Origin of the sequence: Leeuwenhoekiella blandensis MED217, assembly GCF_000152985.1 — a bacterium.
Lineage (GTDB): Bacteria > Bacteroidota > Bacteroidia > Flavobacteriales > Flavobacteriaceae > Leeuwenhoekiella > Leeuwenhoekiella blandensis.
The window spans coordinates 1,849,306-1,867,712 of record NZ_CH672395.1 but is presented as its reverse complement, the minus strand read 5'-3'; the positions used below and the strand labels follow the sequence as shown (position 1 = coordinate 1,867,712).

Below are 18,407 nucleotides of genomic sequence, written 5' to 3'. Positions count from 1 at the left end.
ATTCATTGATGACTGCAGCGGTATTGTTCCCTCCTACACCTAAAACCAAAGGCAATCTACCTGCATTCACTTCGATCGCTTTCTTGATTACAGCGTCTTTCTCTTGGGCGGATAAGGTGGCATTTTCAGCCGTGGTTCCCATTACCACAAGATAATCTACACCACCGTCGATGTTGTAGTCAATTAATTTGGCAAGACCGTCAAAATCTACACTCAAATCTTCATTAAACGGAGTGGCTAATGCTACACCGGTTCCTCTCAATTCCTGCATGTTATTTTATGCGTTTTAATATTTTTAAATAGTTGATCAGCTCCCTTTCAAACACATCTATCTGATTTAATGGAGTTTTAATCGTGAGATCATTAAATTCCATCATATCCTCAGAAACACCTACTCGAAACAAGGCATTGGATTGTGCCGAAACGAAATCCAAAAATACATTTTCTGTACTGTAATAGCTTATCAAGAGGTCAAAAGGTTTCTTTACAAACGCTTCTACCTCTGGATTTTTTAAACCTCCTACAAGACTAAAATCGTTAGCTCTTAGTGCGATTTGATTTTCAGCGGTGTTTACCTCTTTCTTTTCAGTATAAAAAACGATCTTATTTTCAACAGATTGCGACAGGTTATCAATCATTTTTTTCAAACCTGACCACTCCTCAAAAAACCTCGCATCAACCAAAACACCAACCGTTTGAATACAAGTAGACTGCCTTGTTTGAATAGGTTTTTGACGGGTTTTGTTAACCTTAGTTTTAAGCAAATTGTGCTTCAATCCGTTTAAAAACATCTAAATTTGTTTTGGCGCAAATGTAATTAATTATCGCGCAAAGCAAATCTTTTATTTAATCCTTGATGATTCGATTCTTTTCCCTTCTTTTTCTTGCAAGCATCGCAGTTGGCTGCAAAGATTCACAAGCAACACTCACACAAATCAACGGCAAACAAATCGCCATAACCGATAGTTTAAAAGGTGACGAAGCCATTTTAGAATACATCGCTCCATATCGACAACGCATTGACGAAGAAATGGGCGCCGTGCTCGCATACGCGCCTACGAGCTTATCTAAAAGCGAAGGCCCGTATAATACCGCCATTGGTAATATGATGGCAGACGCTGTTTATGAATTGAGTAATCCTGTATTTAAAAAACGTACCGGAAAGGAGATCGATGCAGTTTTGCTTAATCACGGCGGTATACGATCTACCTTAAATGCAGGCGATGTAACTATGCGTACCGCTTTTGACATTATGCCTTTTGAAAATAGTGTCGTGGTAGTTGAATTGAGCAGTGACCAGATCAAAGAAATGTTTTCCTATTTAGAATCGGGCAAAGCACATCCTATCTCAAATATGCAGATCATTCTAGATCAAGATGAAAAGCTTAAATCTACCACCATCAATGGCAAACCTGTTGAAGAGGGCAAAACCTATTTTGTCGCCACCAATGATTATCTACAACAAGGCGGAGACCGAATGACGTTTTTTAGTAAACCTGTAAGCATGGAAGTTTTAGATTACAAAATCAGAACTATTTTGGTTGACTATTTTAAAGCCAAAGACACGATTGCCCCCGTTAGAGATGACCGATTTATACAAGAGTAATTATGATAAGAAGAACTTTTATAAAACAAACCGGAATTGCAACCGCAGCAATTTCTGCATTACCCAGCTTTGATCTTTTTGCTGAAACCAAAAAGACAAAAACAATTACCATTTTGCATACTAACGATGTGCATAGTCATATAGATCCTTTTTCTCCGGAGGACGCTTTGCATCCCAATCAAGGAGGTGTTGCCCGCAGACTCACCCTTGTTGAAGCCATTCGAAAAGAAAATCCCAACACCCTTTTGTTAGATGCGGGAGATATTTTTCAAGGAACCCCTTATTTTAATTTCTATGGAGGTGAGCTGGAGTTTAAATTAATGAGTCTACTTAAGTATGATGCGGCAACCATAGGTAATCACGATTTTGACAATGGCGTTGGCGGGTTGGCAGCCCAAATGCCTAATGCAAGCTTTAAAATGCTGAGTGCCAATTATGACTTTACTAATACAACTATGGAAGGACTCACCAAACCTTACGAAGTTTTTATAAAAGACGGAATCAAAATTGGTGTTTTTGGATTAGGAATTCAACTTGAAGGTTTGGTTACCAAAGCTTTAAGCAAAGAAACAGAATATTTGGATCCTGTTGAAATTGCACAGGATATGAGCAGAATTCTAAAGGAGGAAGAACAATGTGATCTGGTTATTTGTTTATCACATCTGGGCTATGATTATAAGTTTGATAAGATTTCAGACATTAAACTGGCTGAAAAAACGCGTAATATCGATTTGATCATTGGCGGGCATACACATACATTTTTAGACAAACCGGTTATCGTAAATAATGCAGATGGTGTTGAAGTTCTTGTAAATCAAGTAGGTTGGGCCGGGATCAATTTAGGAAGAATCGATTTCACCTTCAACCTAGACGGAAGCATTTCAAATAACGCTCGTACCATCACGGTTTAATAGCCTTCTCGACTCTCGTCTGAACAAACCTCGTCTATACTCACAAAGTATAGCGTCACGCAGGTTTTGTGCACACATATAGCAATTTTGGTTCCAACAGCAATGATAGGAATTGAGAGACTATAGGTATATACAAAAGATAATATTGCTTCAACAAGCAATCCGCCTCCTATCAAATAAAGATAAACATTACTTGGATGCCTGTTTCTTAAAGGAATCAAGAAGCAAACCATAGTAAAAAACAACAATAAGATCGATCCAGAAATAAATAAGAATTTATTTGGGACCAACTCATAATACATAGTCATAAGATAGATAACTGTATACACACAGAAAATAAGGCCAATACCCGGCTCTACAATCATCTCTTTAGTTATTTTACGAGATTTTAACTTCAAAATTGGTAAAAAAGTATAAAGCATTGCAGAGGCTGCCAAAATGAACATCACGATAATCTCTACAAAATATTTATGAACATCTATTATTAAAAAAACCTCGCCTATATAAGCGGTAAGAAGAAATATTGCAAAAACGATATTATGCCGCTTTAAAGCGGTATAATAATAGAAGTAGAAAAATAAATAAAAGAAAGGCTGAATGTATGAGCCCAAGCCAAGCCCATAACTAGTACCCACAATAAATAACAGGCAACACAACATACCTGTAAGCAAAACCTGTGAAGGTTTGAATGATCTAATTCTATTTGTCATTACTTCAAATCTAAGCTATGATAAATCAGTGCAATATAAACATACTTACTACCATAAACTACTTTTAAAAATATTCCTCACGTGATTTTAAGATATTTTGCAATTTGATTAGATACGTTACTAAGAAAATCTTTAAAATTATCATAGAAAATAAGGAGAAGTAGAGCACAACAGCCTTAGACCATAAAAATTCATAGATAAACATAGAAGGAGCCATAACCCCCATTGCACCACCCATTATATATAACGCAAAATTATCTGGATGTTTGTTTTTTACAGGTATTAGTGTACAGAAAAACAACCAAGACAAAAGCGCCAGCAAGGCCGGAAAAAAAACAAGATTATTCGGGAGGTTGTCAAAAACCATAAAAGTTAATTCCCAAAAGATATACATAACTGCTATAAGCCCTAACAACGGCCGCAAAAGCTCATTAAGTTCCGTTTTAAAATTTGCTTTGGTATAGAGTGGCCATAAATGATGCAACATAGAAAAAGTTGCCAGACTATAGCACAGCATAACCAAAGTAAAATATCTTGTAAAATCTATTAAAAAGAACATTTCGTTGATCAGCTCACAAGTCAAATAAAACAATAAAAAGAAGTTGTGCTTTTTCACACTAACTACATAGTAGCTATAAATGAGAACAACACAAATAGGGCGCAAATAAATAGAGAAACTCAAGTCACACCCCAGCAGCACCAATTCAACCACAGCAGTAAGAATATAAGCAAACAGCAAGTAGTTAGATTTCATTTATAAATGCTCTTTTGAGTTTTCAGATGTTCATCTCATTAGATCAACATACATTTAGTCTATTTAAAATTTACAGTGTTTACTATAAATATTTTGGTTAATCAATAATTAAAGAGAAACCGAATAGTAGAAACAGGTTTTTTACAAGTTAAATTAACTAAAGCATCGCTAAAAAGTCATCTTCAGAAATGATAGGCACCCCTAATTTTTCTGCTTTTTGCAATTTGCTCGGTCCCATATTTTCACCGGCAACCAGATAATTTGTTTTAGATGAAATACTGCCGGAAGCTTTTCCTCCGTTATCTTCTATCAGCTTTTTTAGTTCTGTACGTGATACTTTTGAAAACACTCCGGAAATCACAAACGTTTGTCCTTGCAATTTATCGGTTTGATTTTCTAGCACCGAAGCATCAAGCTCCAATTGCAGACCATAATCCTTCAATCTTTTGATAAGATCTTGATTTGCTTCTTCAGAGAAAAATGAAACCACACTTTGTGCAATACGCGCTCCTATCTCATCTACAGCAACTAAAGTTTCTTCTGAAGCTTCAGCTAACGCATCAATGGTTTTAAACTGCTTAGCCAGTTTACGCGCCACTGTTTCGCCCACATATCTAATTCCTAAACCAAACAAAACCCGTTCAAAAGGAATTTGCTTAGAAGCTTCAATCCCCTTGATCAAGTTATCTGCCGACTTTTCTGCCATTCGTTCTAAAGGCAATATTTGCTCTTTTTTAAGCGTGTAGAGATCAGCATAATTTTTGATCAACCCTTCGTTTACTAATAAAGCTACGGTTTCACCTCCCAAGCCTTCAATATCCATCGCTTTACGGGAAATAAAATGTTGAATTCTACCAATGATTTGCGGAGGGCAACCCATATCATTCGGGCAATAATGCTGCGCTTCCCCTTCCTGACGCACGAGCGTTGTACCACACTCAGGACATTCTGAAATATATTCTGTTGCCGTCGAGTCTGGATCGCGTTGCTCAAAATCAACCCCAACAATTTTAGGAATGATTTCGCCTCCTTTTTCAACATACACGTGATCTCCCTCGCGCACATCTAGCTTTTCAATTTGATCTGCATTGTGTAGCGAAGCGCGCTTTACAATGGTTCCAGCTAATTGCACGGGAACGAGATTTGCAACCGGAGTAATTGCTCCCGTACGTCCTACTTGATAGGTTATTTTTTCAAGAACAGTTTCAGCTTGTTCGGTTTTGAATTTATACGCCATTGCCCAACGTGGTGCTTTAGCTGTAAAACCTAATTCCTCTTGTTGTCTAAAGCTATTCACCTTGATCACAACACCATCGGTCTCATAAGGTAAATCGTGACGATGCTCATCCCAATAATTTAAAAACTCAAAGGTTTCTGCAGTTGAAGCGGTTTTTTTTGCCACCTCCGGAACTTTAAATCCCCAAGAACGCGCTTTTTCTAAACTTTCGAACTGCGAAGCAATATCCAGGTTTTCTCCCACAATACTATACAGTAAACATTCCAGCGGTCGCTTAGCCACCTCTGCACTATCCTGAAGTTTTAAACTTCCCGAAGCGGTATTTCTTGGATTGCTATAAGGCTCATCTCCGGCCTCTACACGTTCAGCGTTCATGGCTGCAAAACCCGCAAGCGGAAGTACAATTTCACCGCGTATATCAAATTTAGCAGGAAAATCACCTTTCAACTTTAAAGGCACACTGCGAATGGTTTTAACGTTATTGGTCACATCATCCCCTTGTACACCATCACCACGCGTAACTGCGCGCACCAAAACTCCTTCCTCGTACGTCAAACTAATAGAAGCCCCGTCATATTTAAGTTCGCACACATATTCAACGGCACCATCAACTAATTTTTTTATGCGCTTTTCCCAATCTTCAAGATCCTCTTGCGAGTAACTATTGTCAAGAGAATACATGCGATGCTCGTGCTTTACAGTAGCAAAATTTTTGGTCACCTCTCCTCCTACCCGAAGTGTTGGCGAATTAGCATCATAAAATTCAGGATGCTTTGCCTCCATTTCCTGAAGCTCCTTTAATTTCTGATCAAAGGTATAATCATCAACCTGAGGCTTGTCAAGCACATAATATTCATAATTATACTGTCGCAATTCTTGACGAAGCGCTTCAATTTTTTCTTGGGCAGTCATAGTGTACTAAAAATTAGCAGGATGTAAATTTCGGCTTTGCCAGAATCATAGAATTTGATTTAAGGCAAAAACTGAAATACAACCAGTCGTTTGTGAAAATAATTTTTGGGGTCAAAATTAAACTTTAGCATCCCCGAAGCAAATTGAGCATCATTAATAGGCCCAACCTCTTCTAAAACCCAGAAATACTCTGAGATCAATTCATTATAATAGCTTTGTGAACGCATCATCTTAAAGAAGATGCCATCCTCGTTGATTTTAAGCGGTTGATGATTTTCTTGATGTACATCTGCGTGTAAACCCGATGCTTCGTAAACTTCTTCTAAAGATTCTGGAAGAACCTTAAGCTTTTGATGCGCACTAAAATTGCCAGACTCTAAATCTTTAAACAATGCCAAATATGCCTTTTCTAAAGGCAGTGATGGATAAATACCGTTCAATTGAAGTTCAAAATGAGCTACCAACGCATTCAAGGCTTTTGCTTTTTCCAGTCCTAATTCAATTTGAAATTCACTGATGCGCTCATCACGCGTCAAACAAGATGTACAAACAAAGAAAACAGCCAGCACCAACCACCTCATGTATCTTTAAGTATTTTCGGGCTTTAAAAATTTTGAAGTGTGATCAGGTTCAAAGGCTTTCATTTTCTGAAGCAAACGCTCTACATCAGCATCTTCAATTAAGAGTTCGCGATTGTTTTTATTTAAAAAACCACGTTTTACCATCTCATCCAACATTGCGATCAAGTGATCGTAAAATCCATTGGTATTGAGCAAGCCTATGGGTTTATGATGCAATCCCAACTGACTCCAGGTAATGATCTCAAAGAGCTCTTCAAAGGTTCCAAAGCCACCGGGAAGCGTAATAAAACCGTCACTCATTTCTTGCATTTTAAGCTTGCGCTCGTGCATATTTTGGGTTGTAATAATTTCGTCCAGATCAGGATATACAATTTCTTTGGTCTTTAAAAATTCTGGGATAATCCCAATAGCTTTGCCTCCATTTGCCAAACTCGCCTTAGCCACTTTACCCATAATCCCCAATTGCGAACCACCATAAATCAGTGTGAGTTGATGTGCTGCCAGTTTTTGACCAAGCAGACTTGCTTGTTCTATTATTTTTGGATCTGTGCCTTCACTGCTTCCGCAAAAGACACATATTGATTTTAAATCGTTCATTAATGTTGTGCTTTTATCATTCTTGGCTTTCCTGCAAAATCATCACGTAATTCTACTTGAGAAAAACCAATATTCTTTAAGAGACCTACGGTTTCTACACTTAAATATTGATTGATTTCAAAATACAAAATTCCGTTAGGTTGCAGAGCTTGGATAGCGAGTTCTGCTATTTTTTTATAAAAAATCAAAGCATTTTGATCTTCTACAAAAAGCGCCAGATGCGGCTCGTAATTCAAAACATTTGCCTTGATCTCTACTTTTTCCAAATCACGCACGTAAGGCGGATTGGAAACAATCACATCATAAGATCGATCGAGCGCCTGACAATCCAAGATATCCTGCTTGATAAATTGAACATTCACCGCATTTGAGGAGGCATTTGCTTCAGCGATTTTTAAAGCATCTTCTGAAACATCTATCGCAGTGACTTTGGCTTCAGGAAGCAATTTTGCAAGACTCACAGCGATCGCTCCGCTTCCGGTACCAATATCGAGAATGGTACAGCTTGTATTTTTAAAATCAGTATAAATCCAGTCGACCAACTCCTCCGTTTCGGGTCTTGGAATCAAAACCGCAGGCGATAACTGAAACGGAAAACCATAAAATTCAGTTGAAGCTACAATGTATTGTAAAGGCTCGTTTTGTTGCAATCGCGACAAAGCCTTGTCAAATAAATTACGTTGTGCCTCATCAAGTTCCAATTGAAAATTCAACGGAATCTCATATGCTGCGAGTTTCAAATACTCCTGAGCCAAAACTTTAAAAAAAGTCTCGTATTCCTCCTGCGGATAAAAAGCTTCTAATTCCTTATAAAAATGCGTTCTATAGGCTTTTAGCGTCATTTAAAGTGTTTTAAGCATATGTACAGGACACGCACTGTGGCCGGTGCATCCCATGGGGCCGTCGACGTATTCAAAACCAGATTTTTTATAGAGCTTCTGAGCAGCTTCCATATACGGCATCGTCTCAATGTACACCTGTTCAAAACCCGAAGTTTTAGCAAAATCCAGACAAACATCCATCAATTGTTTTCCTACACCCTTTCCGCGCAGCGACGCAGAAATATACATTTTCTGAAGTTCACAAACCGGGCCGTCATAGTTGGCTAAAGCAGCAATACCAGCTCCACCTAAAAGTTTTCCATCCTCTTCAATAACAAAATACTCCGCTTGATCTACATCGTACGTCTCATACATACAATCGAGTGCTTTATCTGCATACGCCGTTCCTACTCTGGGTACACCCATTTCAATTAAAATGGATCGCAATAAGGCTGCTAACTCCTCATTATCTGATGCTTTAATTGCTCTGATTTGCAACATAGATAATCTTACTTTTAAATGGTATTTTTGAGGCTGTGAAGATACACGAAAAATATATGTCGCGTTGCCTGCAACTGGCCAAAAACGGTCTCGGCAACACCTATCCCAATCCTATGGTAGGCAGTGTCATTGTCTATGAAGACCGCATTATAGGTGAAGGTTGGCATCAACAAGCCGGGCAACCCCACGCCGAAGTAAATGCTGTAAACAGCGTAAATGATCAATCACTACTCGACAAAGCTACCATTTATGTAAGTCTTGAACCTTGCAGTCATTTTGGTAAAACACCGCCGTGCAGCGATCTGATTATTGCTAAAGGAATTAAAAAAGTGGTCATAGGTACGGTTGATCCTTTTGCTGAAGTTGCCGGCCGCGGAATCAAAAAATTAATCGATGCAGGTTGTGAGGTTTTAGTTGGTGTTCTTGAGCAAGAATGCCAACAGCTTAACAAGCGCTTTTTTACTTTTCATCAAAAAAAGCGTCCTTATATTATTCTAAAATGGGCAGAAAGTCTGGATGGTTTTATTGCTCCTGAAGCGAAGAGTAGAAGCAGCCGTGAACCGGTTTGGATCACCAACTCTTACAGCAAGCAATTAGTTCACAAGTGGCGCGCAGAAGAACAAAGTATTTTGGTAGGGACCAAAACCGTAGAAGCAGATAATCCAAGCCTTACTACTAGAGATTGGAGCGGTAAATCCCCTACGCGAATTGTTCTTGATCGCGAACTCAAAATTTCAGAGGAAAGTAGGGTTTTTGATGAAAGCGCTACAACACTGGTTTTTACTGAAAAAACTAAAGAAAGCACAAGTTCAACAAAATATATAACTGTTGATTTTAATAAAAACCTGATTACCGAAGTACTCCAAACGCTTTACAAAGAAGGTTTACAATCGGTGATCATTGAAGGAGGAAGTACCACTTTACAAAATTTCATTGATCAAGAACTTTGGGATGAAGCCCGTGTATTTAAAGGGAAACAAAACTTCCATAATGGAATAAGCGCTCCTAAACTATCCAATGCTCAACCTATAAGATCTAGTCAACTAACCGGTGACCATTTGGTCTATTACACTCACGTAAATGATTAAAAACATTGTTTTCGATTTTGGTGATGTCTTCATCAATCTAGATAAAAAAGCTCCCGAGCAAGCCTTAGCCAAAATGGGAATTCGGCATATTGATGAAGAGATGAATGCTTGGCATAATACCTATGAAAAAGGCTTGATGACAAGTGAGCAACTCACAGAAAACTATCTCAAAAAATTTCCTTCACTCACCGCGCTATCTTTTAAACAAGCCTGGAACAGTATTATTTTAGATTTCCCGCAACATCGTTTGGATTGGATTATGCAACTGGCAAAAGACAAAACCTACAGACTTTTCCTGTTGAGCAACACCAATGATTTACATATAGAACAGGTGATTAAGAATATGGGTGCACTGCGGTATTCACAATTTCAAAATTGCTTTGAGCGCTTTTACCTTTCTCAAAAGATCAATATGCGTAAACCTGACCTTGAGATTTACGATTATGTGCTTCAAAACGATACCTTAATTGCTGAGGAGACAATATTTATTGACGACACCCTTTTAAACACTGCAGCTGCGGCTTCTATGGGAATCCATACTTGGCATTTAGAGCCCGGCTTACAGGATGTAACGCAACTATTTGAAGTAAAAAAGGACTTATTTTGATCTATCTTTTACTGAGCATAGTATCCTCAAGTATTATTTTTCTTGTCTTTAAATTATTTGACAAATACCAAGTCAATACATTTCAAGCCATTGTAGTTAATTACCTTATCGCAAGTGTCTCTGGTATTTTATCTTATGAACAACCTATAAATTTTACTGCAATCCCGTCTTATTCCTGGCTGCCGGGAACATTATTTCTAGGCGTTCTCTTTATAGTGACCTTCAATCTGATGGCCATCACAACACAACGCAGCGGACTTTCTGTAGTTTCAGTAGCAACCAAAATGAGTGTCGTACTACCAATTACATTTGGTTTAATCTACTACAACGAAAGCTCAGGAACACATAAAATAATAGGAATCCTGCTGGCTTTGATCGCAGTGTATTTGGTTTCGCTGAAAAAGTCAATTGATAAAACTGCTGCTACAAAAAGCAGTTTAGTATTCCCCATACTAGTTTTTCTGGGAAGCGGAATTATAGACACTACCATCAAATTTCTTGAAGACAGTTACGTGGCCGAAAAAGATGTCCCCTTATTTTCGGCGATGATTTTTGTCACCGCATTTATTTTAGGCATTAGCGTTTTAGGTTACCAACTCTTAAAAGGAAAAGAAAAACTTCATTTTAAAAACCTGCTAGGCGGTATCGCATTGGGAGTTCCTAATTATTACTCCATTTACTTTTTGGTTCAGGCGTTAAGACATCCTTCTCTAGAAAGTTCAACGGTTTTTACACTGAACAATGTGGGAATTGTAATGGCTGCAACTTTGATCGGAATTTTATTTTTTAAGGAAAAACTTTCCACAAAAAACTGGATCGGTATTGCGATCGCCGTAATAAGTATTATACTCATCGCTGTTGTAAAATCGAATTAATGGAAGAAGAAACAAGCAGAGACACCTATAAAACGATTGCAAAAGCCAGCGCAGAATCACTCTTTAAAGACCGAGGCAGTAAGTTTATAGGGCAAGCACATCCGGTAAAATCCGAAGCTCAAGTTGAAGAAGTTTTAGCTGCACTGCATCAACAACACAACAAAGCTTCTCACATCTGCTACGCCTGGCAGTTAGGCAAAAATTACGAGCAGTACAGAGCTAATGATGATGGCGAACCCAACAATTCTGCAGGACAACCCATTTACGGGCAATTACAATCTTTTGAAGTAACAGATACTCTAGTAACGGTAATTCGCTATTACGGCGGAACCAATCTGGGAGTTGGCGGATTGATTCAGGCGTACAAAACAGCTGCACAACTCGCATTAGAAACTTCTAAAATAATAGTCAAAACCATTACTGAAGAACTTCAGTTAAACTTTGAATATGCATTATTACACACAGTGATGCGCATCATCAAAGAAGAACAACTTGACATCGCACATCAAAAAATGGAGCTCAGTTGTGAAGTAAGCGTTTCAGTAAGAAAAAATGATCTGGAACGAATTCAAGAACGTTTTGATGCAGTATTCGGTATAAAAACTACTATTCTGTAGCCTTGTCTTCAGCCAAAAGCTCTAAAACATATTCAGGACATCGCGTAGGCCTATTGGATTTCATGTCTACAAAGACCAAAGTCGTCTCTGCTTTAGTTAACAATTCTTGATTTTGATTAGTAATTTCATAGTCAAAAACTATACTGGCGCGAGGTGTTTTTCGCAAGGTAGTTTTAACCGTTAAAAGATCGTCAAAAAAAGCAGGCTTTAAAAAAGAAATTCGCATGTCATAAACAGGAAGCATCACGCCGTTTTCTTCCATTTTTTTGTAGGAAATTCCTAAATTTTCAAGCCATTCAATGCGTGCAACTTCCAGATATTGAGGATAATTACCATGATAAACAACTCCCATTTGATCGGTCTCACCGTACCTAACTTTAACAAAACTATTATGCGATTTCATACAGTTATTAACAAATAAATTTATACTTTCAAAAGCGAAAAGAGTATGCGATAAAAATTCTAAAAAAGCAATCTTATTTTCTTTTTTTATTACAATTTTTGTTCACATATTTGCCCCGCACTGAATGAAACGAAGATCTCTTTATTTTCTCACTTTTCAGTCGTCCGAAACCAAAAATAACTAAAAACTTCACCACAAGAATGAGTATGACTGCGCAAACAGTATGGGATAATTGTCTCTCATTTATACAGGACAATATAACCCCGCAGGCTTACAAAACCTGGTTTGAACCTATACGAGCGGTTAAACTTACAGACAATGCGCTAAGCATACAGGTACCCAGTAAATTCTTCTATGAATGGCTAGAAGAACATTACGTTAAATTACTTAAGGTATCGCTCACTAAAGAACTGGGTGAACATGCAAAATTGGTTTATGTGATCCGTATGGAAAACACCTACGGAAACAAGCAACCCTTTACCGAAAAAATTCCGAGTACCAACCGTCCTAATACGATGAAATCTCAAGAGGTTGATGCTCCCTTAAAAAATAAAAATCCCGAGCTTAAAAATCCGTTTGTGATTCCCGGGATTCGTAATCTGGAGATTGAGTCTCAACTAAATCCTAATTACAACTTTGAGAATTTCTTAGAAGGAGATTCTAACCGATTAGCACGTTCTGCCGGTATGGCCGTAGCCAATAAACCAGGCGGAACCTCATTCAATCCCTTATTGATCTTTGGAGGTGTTGGTTTAGGTAAAACCCACTTAGCACATGCGATCGGTGTTCAAATTAAAGACCGCTATCCAGACAAAACAGTCTTATATATTTCAGCTGAAAAGTTTACGCAGCAATATATAGAGTCGGTTAAAAAGAATAATAGAAATGACTTTATACATTTCTATCAAGTGATCGATGTCTTAATTGTAGATGATATTCAATTACTTTCTGGAAAAGCGGGTACGCAAGATGTGTTTTTCCACATTTTTAACCACTTGCATCAAAATGGAAAACAGGTGGTCTTAACCAGTGACAAAGCACCTGTTGATATGCAGGATATTGAGCAGCGTCTCTTGTCTCGTTTTAAATGGGGACTTTCAGCCGAATTGCAATCACCAGGTTTTGAAACGCGCGTTTCTATTATCAAAAACAAACTGTATCAAGACGGTGTAGAAATGCCCGAAGATATTGTGGAGTTTTTGGCTAACAATATCAAGACAAACATTCGTGAGTTAGAAGGTGCTATAATTTCGCTTATCGCCCACTCTTCTTTCAATAGAAAAGAAATAAATCTGGAGCTTGCTAAAAAGATTGTTGACAACTACGTCAAACATACCAAACGCGAAGTTTCTATAGATTATATCCAAAAGGTTGTAAGCGATTATTTCCAGATGGATGTTGACACCCTGCAATCTAAAACACGTAAGCGTCATATTGTTCAGGCACGTCAACTTGCAATGTTCTTTGCTAAGAAGTTAACTAAAGCTTCGCTGGCAAGTATCGGCTCTCAAATAGGAAAAAGAGACCACGCCACCGTATTGCACGCTTGTAAAACAGTAGATAATTTATCTTCTACAGACAAGCAGTTTAGAAAATATGTTGAAGATCTCAACAAAAAGCTTACGATGTAAATCGCAGCGTATATTTAAGACTGAATATACCTCCTAAAATATACAGAAGATGAAAACGCACATTTTAATGGTTTGCTTAGGTAATATTTGCAGATCACCACTCGCCGAAGGTCTTCTAAAATCAAAACTTGATGCTGAAAGATTTCAAGTTGATTCTGCCGGAACCGGTCATTGGCACGTAGGCAGTATGCCCGATTCCCGAAGCATTGCCGTTGCTCAAAAAAATGGTTTAGATATCACAGATCAACGCGGTATGCAATTTAAACCGGCATTTTTTGATCGTTATGATCACATCTTTGTAATGGACAATTACAATTATGAAGATGTAGTCGCTCAAGCCACTAAAGATGAGGACAAAGCAAAAGTTCAGCTTATTTTAGACGAAATCTTTCCGGGAGAACGTGTTGATGTTCCTGATCCTTACAATGATAGTTTGAGGGGTTTTGACCGCGTTTACGAAATGCTTGACGAGGCCACTACAAAAATTGCAGAGCGACTTAGTTAATCTCAACTACAAACTATGCATATCAAAACTGAACTTGGCAAACTTTATCTCATTCCGGTTACACTTGGTGACACGCCACCCTTGGAAGTGATGCCGGGAATGGTGCAAAAGATCGTTGAGCAATTAGATGATTATATAGTCGAAAATGAAAAAACAGCACGTCGTTTTATAAAACAGATTTCTCCAAAAAAACCACAACCTTCCCTAATCCTACATGCCTTAAATAAACACACTGAAGCTTCTGAAATACCTAACTTTCTAGATGCTTGTTTAAAAGGTAAATCTATGGGATTAATGTCTGAAGCCGGAGTTCCCGGTGTTGCAGATCCCGGTGCTGAAGTGGTGCGCATCGCTCATGAAAAAGGTATTCAAGTTGTTCCGCTTGTTGGTCCTTCTTCAATCTTAATGGCGATGATGAGTAGCGGAATGAATGGTCAAAACTTTGCATTTAACGGCTATTTACCCATTGACCAAAAAGAAAAGCGCAACGAGCTGAAGCGCTTAGAACACCTTTCTAAAGACTATAACCAAGCACAACTTTTTATTGAAACCCCTTACCGTAACAATAAGATGCTTGACGAACTTTGCAATACCTTGAATGGCTCTACACGATTATGCATCGCTTGCGACATCACATTAAACACCGAGTTTATCGTAACCAAACCCATTTCTGTCTGGAAAACCAATAAACCGGATTTACATAAAAGACCCGCGATCTTTATTATACAACATTAAAAAAGCGACCCACAGGTCGCTTTTTTAGTTCTATATGAATATTGATCTTAACTTTCTAAGTTTACTTTCGCAGTACGATTAGGCTCTATAAAAGAAACATCATATCCTGAAAACTTCTTCATATAGCTGCGTATAGAAGTCCCAAAAGCATCTCTAAAACCCTCTACGCCACCAGAGCGTAAATAACTTTTAACGCTACCTGGACCTGCAAGATGCGCAGCTGCCAGAATTCCAGATTCTGTCACCTTCACACCATTGATCACTTTACCATTAAAGCGTTTGATGTCTTTTCTTAAAACCCACTTGTTACGCGAGGCATTAGCTACAAAGGCTTTCTCCTGCCAAACGGGATTGTTCAAAAATTCTTCAGTATCTGTTATTCCTAAAAGCAACAAGGTACTTCTGCCAAACTGATACTTACCTAAATATCCAAGCTTGTTAATGCGCTTGTAATCATTTTGTGATTCTTTAAATCCTAAAGCTTCTTTGAAACCTGTGAACGATTTTCCGGGAGTAGCAAGATTTAAATTTGAAGTGTTGTCCAAAACTGACGAATCTACTTCATCAAATTGCGGAACAGTATAAAATAACTCTAAACCTTCAGTAGAATTTTCGCGTGGCTTATCTGCATCTTTTACTGACATGCTTAATGCCACAAGTCCAAATACAGAAGGAAGCGCTGCTAGTTTTACTATGTTTTTCGTCATAAACTAATTTTCAGACAGGTAGTAACGCGCCACTGAAATACCCATCTATATTACCGCGCAAATATACGAATAGAATTCAAGCGATTGATTATGAATTGGTTAAGCTTTTCCCAAAGTCAACAAATTCAATAAAATAGCTGCTATTTTAAAGCAATCACTACTTTTTATTACCGATTTTAACATTTACAAATATCCTTTTTGAAGATTATGTAAACATTTAACATTTGTTAAATTATCGGTTAATGCCCTGCTTGTTAATCCAATTAATATACTGCTTTCTGTTTGCATTGTGCTGAGCCATAGTCTTCGCAAAAAGATGATAGCCGGGATTAGAAACGTCTGCAACAAAGAAATAGTATTGATGATTTTCAGGATTTAACACTGCATTAATTGCAGATAGATCGGGCATAAAGATAGGTCCGGGTGGTAAACCGGCATATTTGTATGTGTTATACGGAGAATCTGTTTCCAGATCTTTATATAGAACACGCTTTATGACTTGGTCAAAATCATTCTGCGTTTTTTTTACCGCATAAATTACCGTCGGGTCTGCATCCAACTTCCAACCGTTATGCAAACGATTCAAATAAACTCCGGCAACTCTTGGGCGCTCATCATTTTTTGCTGTTTCTTTTTGAACAATAGATGCTAGCGTATATACTTCAGCTGGTGTTAATCCTTGTGCTTTTGCTTTGGCTTTTCGATCCTCGGTCCAGAATTTCTTATACTCTTTGAGCATACGGTCGCGGTATTCTTCAGCATCTGTATTCCAATAAAACTCATAGGTATTGGGCAGATACATGGTAAGCGCTGTTTCTTCAGAAAATCCGTTTTCCTTTAAAAATTCAGCATCAGTAAAGGCTTCAATCAGCGCTGTACTGTCCACTTCAAGCTGTTGCCCTATACGCCCCGCAAGATCTACAAGCCGTTCTTGATTATTAAAAGCGATTTTGACCGGAGTATTCCCGCTACGGATCGCATTTACGATCTCATTATTATTACTCCCCTTTTTAATAATAAAATGACCAGCCTTGACATTACTCGTATAGCCCTTACGCTCAGCGACTTGGTCAAAAGATTCCAGATCTTTAACTAGAAGTTCTAAATCTGCTCTTACATCACTATAGTTTGCATCAGATCGTACATAAATATGAGCCTCCCCATTATTAAATGCGGTATTGGGAGAGAAAAACTTACCGTAAATCGTGTAGGCAAAAATCCCGCCGATAATCATCCCGATTACTGCAGTAGCTGCAATGATTTTTTTAATGTACATCTGTGTGAATTAATTGGTATAAATATTCGTTTCTATAACTTCCGCCTACGCGTGTCCAATCTTTTTTGAGTCCTACGCGTTCAAAACCTTGTTTTTCAAACAATTTAATACTTGGAGCATTTTCTTCAAGTATGTTTGCATACAACTGATGAAACTCTAGGCGTTTAAAGGCGTATTTAATAATGAGTTTCAACGCTTCGGCACCATAGCCTTTTCCACGTTCCACTTTACTAAAGATCAAAATCCCTAAGCCTGCACGATTATTTCTAGGATCAAAATCAAACAGATCGATCATTCCTAAAGCTTCTTGATTATCGGCTTTGCAAATCACTAAGCGCAATTGCTTTGCCTCGTAAATATCTTTGTGTGAATTCTTCAGGTATTGCTTCAGTAAAAATTTAGAAAACGGAGTGAGCGTTGTACTCAGCTCCCACAAGTCTTCATCATTCTCGATCTCAAATACCAGATCCAGATCTTCTGGTTCAAGCGCTCTTAAATAAACTAAGTCTCCTTTTAGCGTTAATCCCTCCATACTCCTTCAAAAACTTTTTGGGCCGGGCCTATGAGAAAGATATTTTTATACCCCACTCCTTCTGGTTCAAATTCGATTTTTAAATTACCACCTTCTACCTGTAAGGGAATACTCGTATGACTTACTTTTCCCTGTTTGTGAATGGCCAAAGCTACCGCGGTTGCTCCCGTACCGCAACTCAACGTCTCATCCTCTACTCCACGCTCATAGGTACGCAACCTGAAGCCTTCAGTCGTAGCTTCAACAAAATTGATGTTACTTCCGGCTTTGCCGTAAAGCGGTCCGTAGCGCAATGCTGCTCCATTACTTTTCACATCATAATGTTCTATATCGTTCACCCACTGCACGTGATGCGGTGAGCCGGTATCTAAAAATAAATGATCTTCATATTCTTTGATTTCTGAAACATCTTGCATTTTAAGATGTACCAGACCATCTTTTATATACGCTTCGTGTAAACCATCTATTGCTTCAAAAGTGGTTGAATTTTTAATCACTCCCAACTCTTGAGCAAAAGCTACGATGCAACGCCCTCCATTACCACACATTGAACTTGGGTTGCCATCTGCATTATAATACACCATGGTAAAGTCCTGATCCTCGTGGTTTTCAAGCAAGATCAAACCGTCTGCACCTATGCCAAATTTTCGGTCACAAAGTTGCTTTACGAGTTTGGTATCATTTTTGGAAAATATATGTTGACGGTTATCGATCATTACAAAATCGTTGCCGGTGCCTTGGTATTTATAAAAAGGTATAGACATAGCTGGTTTTTTTTAAGCTTCGCAAAAATACATAAAG

At 38.2% G+C, this 18,407-nt stretch carries 23 protein-coding genes; 9 read left to right on the top strand and 14 right to left on the bottom strand.

From position 1 onward, the window contains the following. On the bottom strand, window positions 1-271 hold a 271-nt coding region (locus MED217_RS08010), incomplete at its 3' end, for a dihydrodipicolinate synthase family protein (RefSeq protein ID WP_009779999.1). Window position 272: 1 nt separating this feature from the next. Continuing rightward, window positions 273-791: a DUF6913 domain-containing protein gene (locus MED217_RS18500; protein ID WP_009779998.1), complete on the bottom strand. Its 519-nt coding sequence runs from the start codon at window positions 789-791 to the stop codon at window positions 273-275. Window positions 792-856: 65 nt separating this feature from the next. Between MED217_RS18500 and MED217_RS08000 the strand changes: the two genes are divergently transcribed. After that, window positions 857-1,606: a 5'-nucleotidase C-terminal domain-containing protein gene (locus MED217_RS08000; RefSeq protein ID WP_009779997.1), complete on the top strand. Its 750-nt coding sequence runs from the start codon at window positions 857-859 to the stop codon at window positions 1,604-1,606. A gap of 2 nt (window positions 1,607-1,608) precedes the next feature. After that, complete coding sequence (locus MED217_RS07995; protein WP_009779996.1) at window positions 1,609-2,517, top strand: bifunctional metallophosphatase/5'-nucleotidase; 909 nt, start codon at window positions 1,609-1,611, stop codon at window positions 2,515-2,517. On the opposite strand, the gene MED217_RS07990 is transcribed toward MED217_RS07995, so the two are convergent. The 7 genes from MED217_RS07990 to MED217_RS07960 form a co-directional block, all read right to left on the bottom strand. Next, window positions 2,514-3,227, bottom strand: a complete 714-nt coding sequence (locus MED217_RS07990; RefSeq protein WP_154648921.1) for a hypothetical protein — start codon at window positions 3,225-3,227, stop codon at window positions 2,514-2,516. The two genes, MED217_RS07995 and MED217_RS07990, sit on opposite strands and share 4 nt — an antisense overlap. Before the next feature lie 64 nt (window positions 3,228-3,291). Beyond that, entirely contained in the window at window positions 3,292-3,981 is a 690-nt protein-coding gene (locus tag MED217_RS07985; RefSeq protein ID WP_009779994.1) for a hypothetical protein, read from the bottom strand. 157 nt (window positions 3,982-4,138) lie between these two features. Next, entirely contained in the window at window positions 4,139-6,130 is a 1,992-nt protein-coding gene (ligA, locus tag MED217_RS07980; RefSeq protein ID WP_009779993.1) for an NAD-dependent DNA ligase LigA, read from the bottom strand. A gap of 59 nt (window positions 6,131-6,189) precedes the next feature. After that, entirely contained in the window at window positions 6,190-6,711 is a 522-nt protein-coding gene (locus MED217_RS07975; RefSeq protein WP_009779992.1) for a hypothetical protein, read from the bottom strand. 6 nt (window positions 6,712-6,717) lie between these two features. Continuing rightward, window positions 6,718-7,308 (bottom strand): LOG family protein, encoded by a 591-nt coding sequence (locus tag MED217_RS07970; protein ID WP_009779991.1) that lies wholly within the window; start codon window positions 7,306-7,308, stop codon window positions 6,718-6,720. Next, complete coding sequence (gene prmC, locus MED217_RS07965) at window positions 7,308-8,150, bottom strand: peptide chain release factor N(5)-glutamine methyltransferase (RefSeq protein WP_009779990.1); 843 nt, start codon at window positions 8,148-8,150, stop codon at window positions 7,308-7,310. The genes MED217_RS07970 and prmC overlap by 1 nt, the downstream gene beginning before the upstream one ends. Continuing rightward, window positions 8,151-8,630, bottom strand: a complete 480-nt coding sequence (locus MED217_RS07960; RefSeq protein WP_009779989.1) for a GNAT family N-acetyltransferase — start codon at window positions 8,628-8,630, stop codon at window positions 8,151-8,153. Window positions 8,631-8,665: 35 nt separating this feature from the next. Between MED217_RS07960 and ribD the strand changes: the two genes are divergently transcribed. Genes ribD through MED217_RS07940 form a run of 4 tightly spaced genes read left to right on the top strand, consistent with a single transcriptional unit; the run spans window position 8,666 to window position 11,817 of the window. Next, window positions 8,666-9,718 (top strand): bifunctional diaminohydroxyphosphoribosylaminopyrimidine deaminase/5-amino-6-(5-phosphoribosylamino)uracil reductase RibD, encoded by a 1,053-nt coding sequence (gene ribD, locus MED217_RS07955; RefSeq protein ID WP_040532669.1) that lies wholly within the window; start codon window positions 8,666-8,668, stop codon window positions 9,716-9,718. Then, window positions 9,711-10,325, top strand: coding sequence for an HAD family hydrolase (locus tag MED217_RS07950; protein WP_009779987.1), 615 nt, complete (start codon window positions 9,711-9,713; stop codon window positions 10,323-10,325). The genes ribD and MED217_RS07950 overlap by 8 nt, the downstream gene beginning before the upstream one ends. Then, window positions 10,322-11,200: an SMR family transporter gene (locus tag MED217_RS07945; RefSeq protein WP_009779986.1), complete on the top strand. Its 879-nt coding sequence runs from the start codon at window positions 10,322-10,324 to the stop codon at window positions 11,198-11,200. Before MED217_RS07950 ends, MED217_RS07945 begins: the two co-directional genes overlap by 4 nt. Beyond that, a complete protein-coding gene (locus MED217_RS07940) occupies window positions 11,200-11,817 on the top strand; it encodes an IMPACT family protein (RefSeq protein WP_009779985.1) in 618 nt (205 codons plus the stop codon). Before MED217_RS07945 ends, MED217_RS07940 begins: the two co-directional genes overlap by 1 nt. Here the strand turns inward: MED217_RS07940 and MED217_RS07935 are convergent. Beyond that, window positions 11,807-12,220 carry an acyl-CoA thioesterase gene (locus MED217_RS07935; RefSeq protein ID WP_009779984.1) on the bottom strand — a complete coding sequence of 138 codons (414 nt, stop codon included), beginning with the start codon at window positions 12,218-12,220 and terminating at the stop codon, window positions 11,807-11,809. The two genes, MED217_RS07940 and MED217_RS07935, sit on opposite strands and share 11 nt — an antisense overlap. 200 nt (window positions 12,221-12,420) lie before the next feature. Between MED217_RS07935 and dnaA the strand changes: the two genes are divergently transcribed. The 3 genes from dnaA to MED217_RS07920 are packed head-to-tail and all read left to right on the top strand — an operon-like array spanning window position 12,421 to window position 15,091. Continuing rightward, window positions 12,421-13,851, top strand: a complete 1,431-nt coding sequence (gene dnaA, locus MED217_RS07930; protein WP_009779983.1) for a chromosomal replication initiator protein DnaA — start codon at window positions 12,421-12,423, stop codon at window positions 13,849-13,851. Between the two features lie 49 nt (window positions 13,852-13,900). Further along, the gene (locus tag MED217_RS07925) at window positions 13,901-14,356 is read left to right on the top strand and encodes a low molecular weight protein-tyrosine-phosphatase (RefSeq protein ID WP_009779982.1); all 456 of its coding nucleotides are present in this window, start codon (window positions 13,901-13,903) and stop codon (window positions 14,354-14,356) included. A 15-nt stretch (window positions 14,357-14,371) separates the two neighbouring features. Continuing rightward, the gene (locus MED217_RS07920) at window positions 14,372-15,091 is read left to right on the top strand and encodes an SAM-dependent methyltransferase (RefSeq protein WP_009779981.1); all 720 of its coding nucleotides are present in this window, start codon (window positions 14,372-14,374) and stop codon (window positions 15,089-15,091) included. Window positions 15,092-15,138: 47 nt separating this feature from the next. Here the strand turns inward: MED217_RS07920 and MED217_RS07915 are convergent, their stop codons facing one another. From MED217_RS07915 to dapF, 4 genes are all read right to left on the bottom strand, one after another. Then, on the bottom strand, window positions 15,139-15,798 hold the full coding sequence (locus MED217_RS07915) for a hypothetical protein (RefSeq protein ID WP_009779980.1): 660 nt from the start codon (window positions 15,796-15,798) through the stop codon (window positions 15,139-15,141). A gap of 232 nt (window positions 15,799-16,030) precedes the next feature. After that, the gene (mltG, locus tag MED217_RS07910) at window positions 16,031-17,074 is read right to left on the bottom strand and encodes an endolytic transglycosylase MltG (protein ID WP_009779979.1); all 1,044 of its coding nucleotides are present in this window, start codon (window positions 17,072-17,074) and stop codon (window positions 16,031-16,033) included. Further along, window positions 17,064-17,606, bottom strand: a complete 543-nt coding sequence (locus MED217_RS07905; RefSeq protein WP_009779978.1) for a GNAT family N-acetyltransferase — start codon at window positions 17,604-17,606, stop codon at window positions 17,064-17,066. Before MED217_RS07905 ends, mltG begins: the two co-directional genes overlap by 11 nt. Next, the gene (gene dapF, locus MED217_RS07900) at window positions 17,594-18,370 is read right to left on the bottom strand and encodes a diaminopimelate epimerase (protein WP_009779977.1); all 777 of its coding nucleotides are present in this window, start codon (window positions 18,368-18,370) and stop codon (window positions 17,594-17,596) included. The genes MED217_RS07905 and dapF overlap by 13 nt, the downstream gene beginning before the upstream one ends. Between the last annotated feature and the right edge of the window lie 37 nt (window positions 18,371-18,407).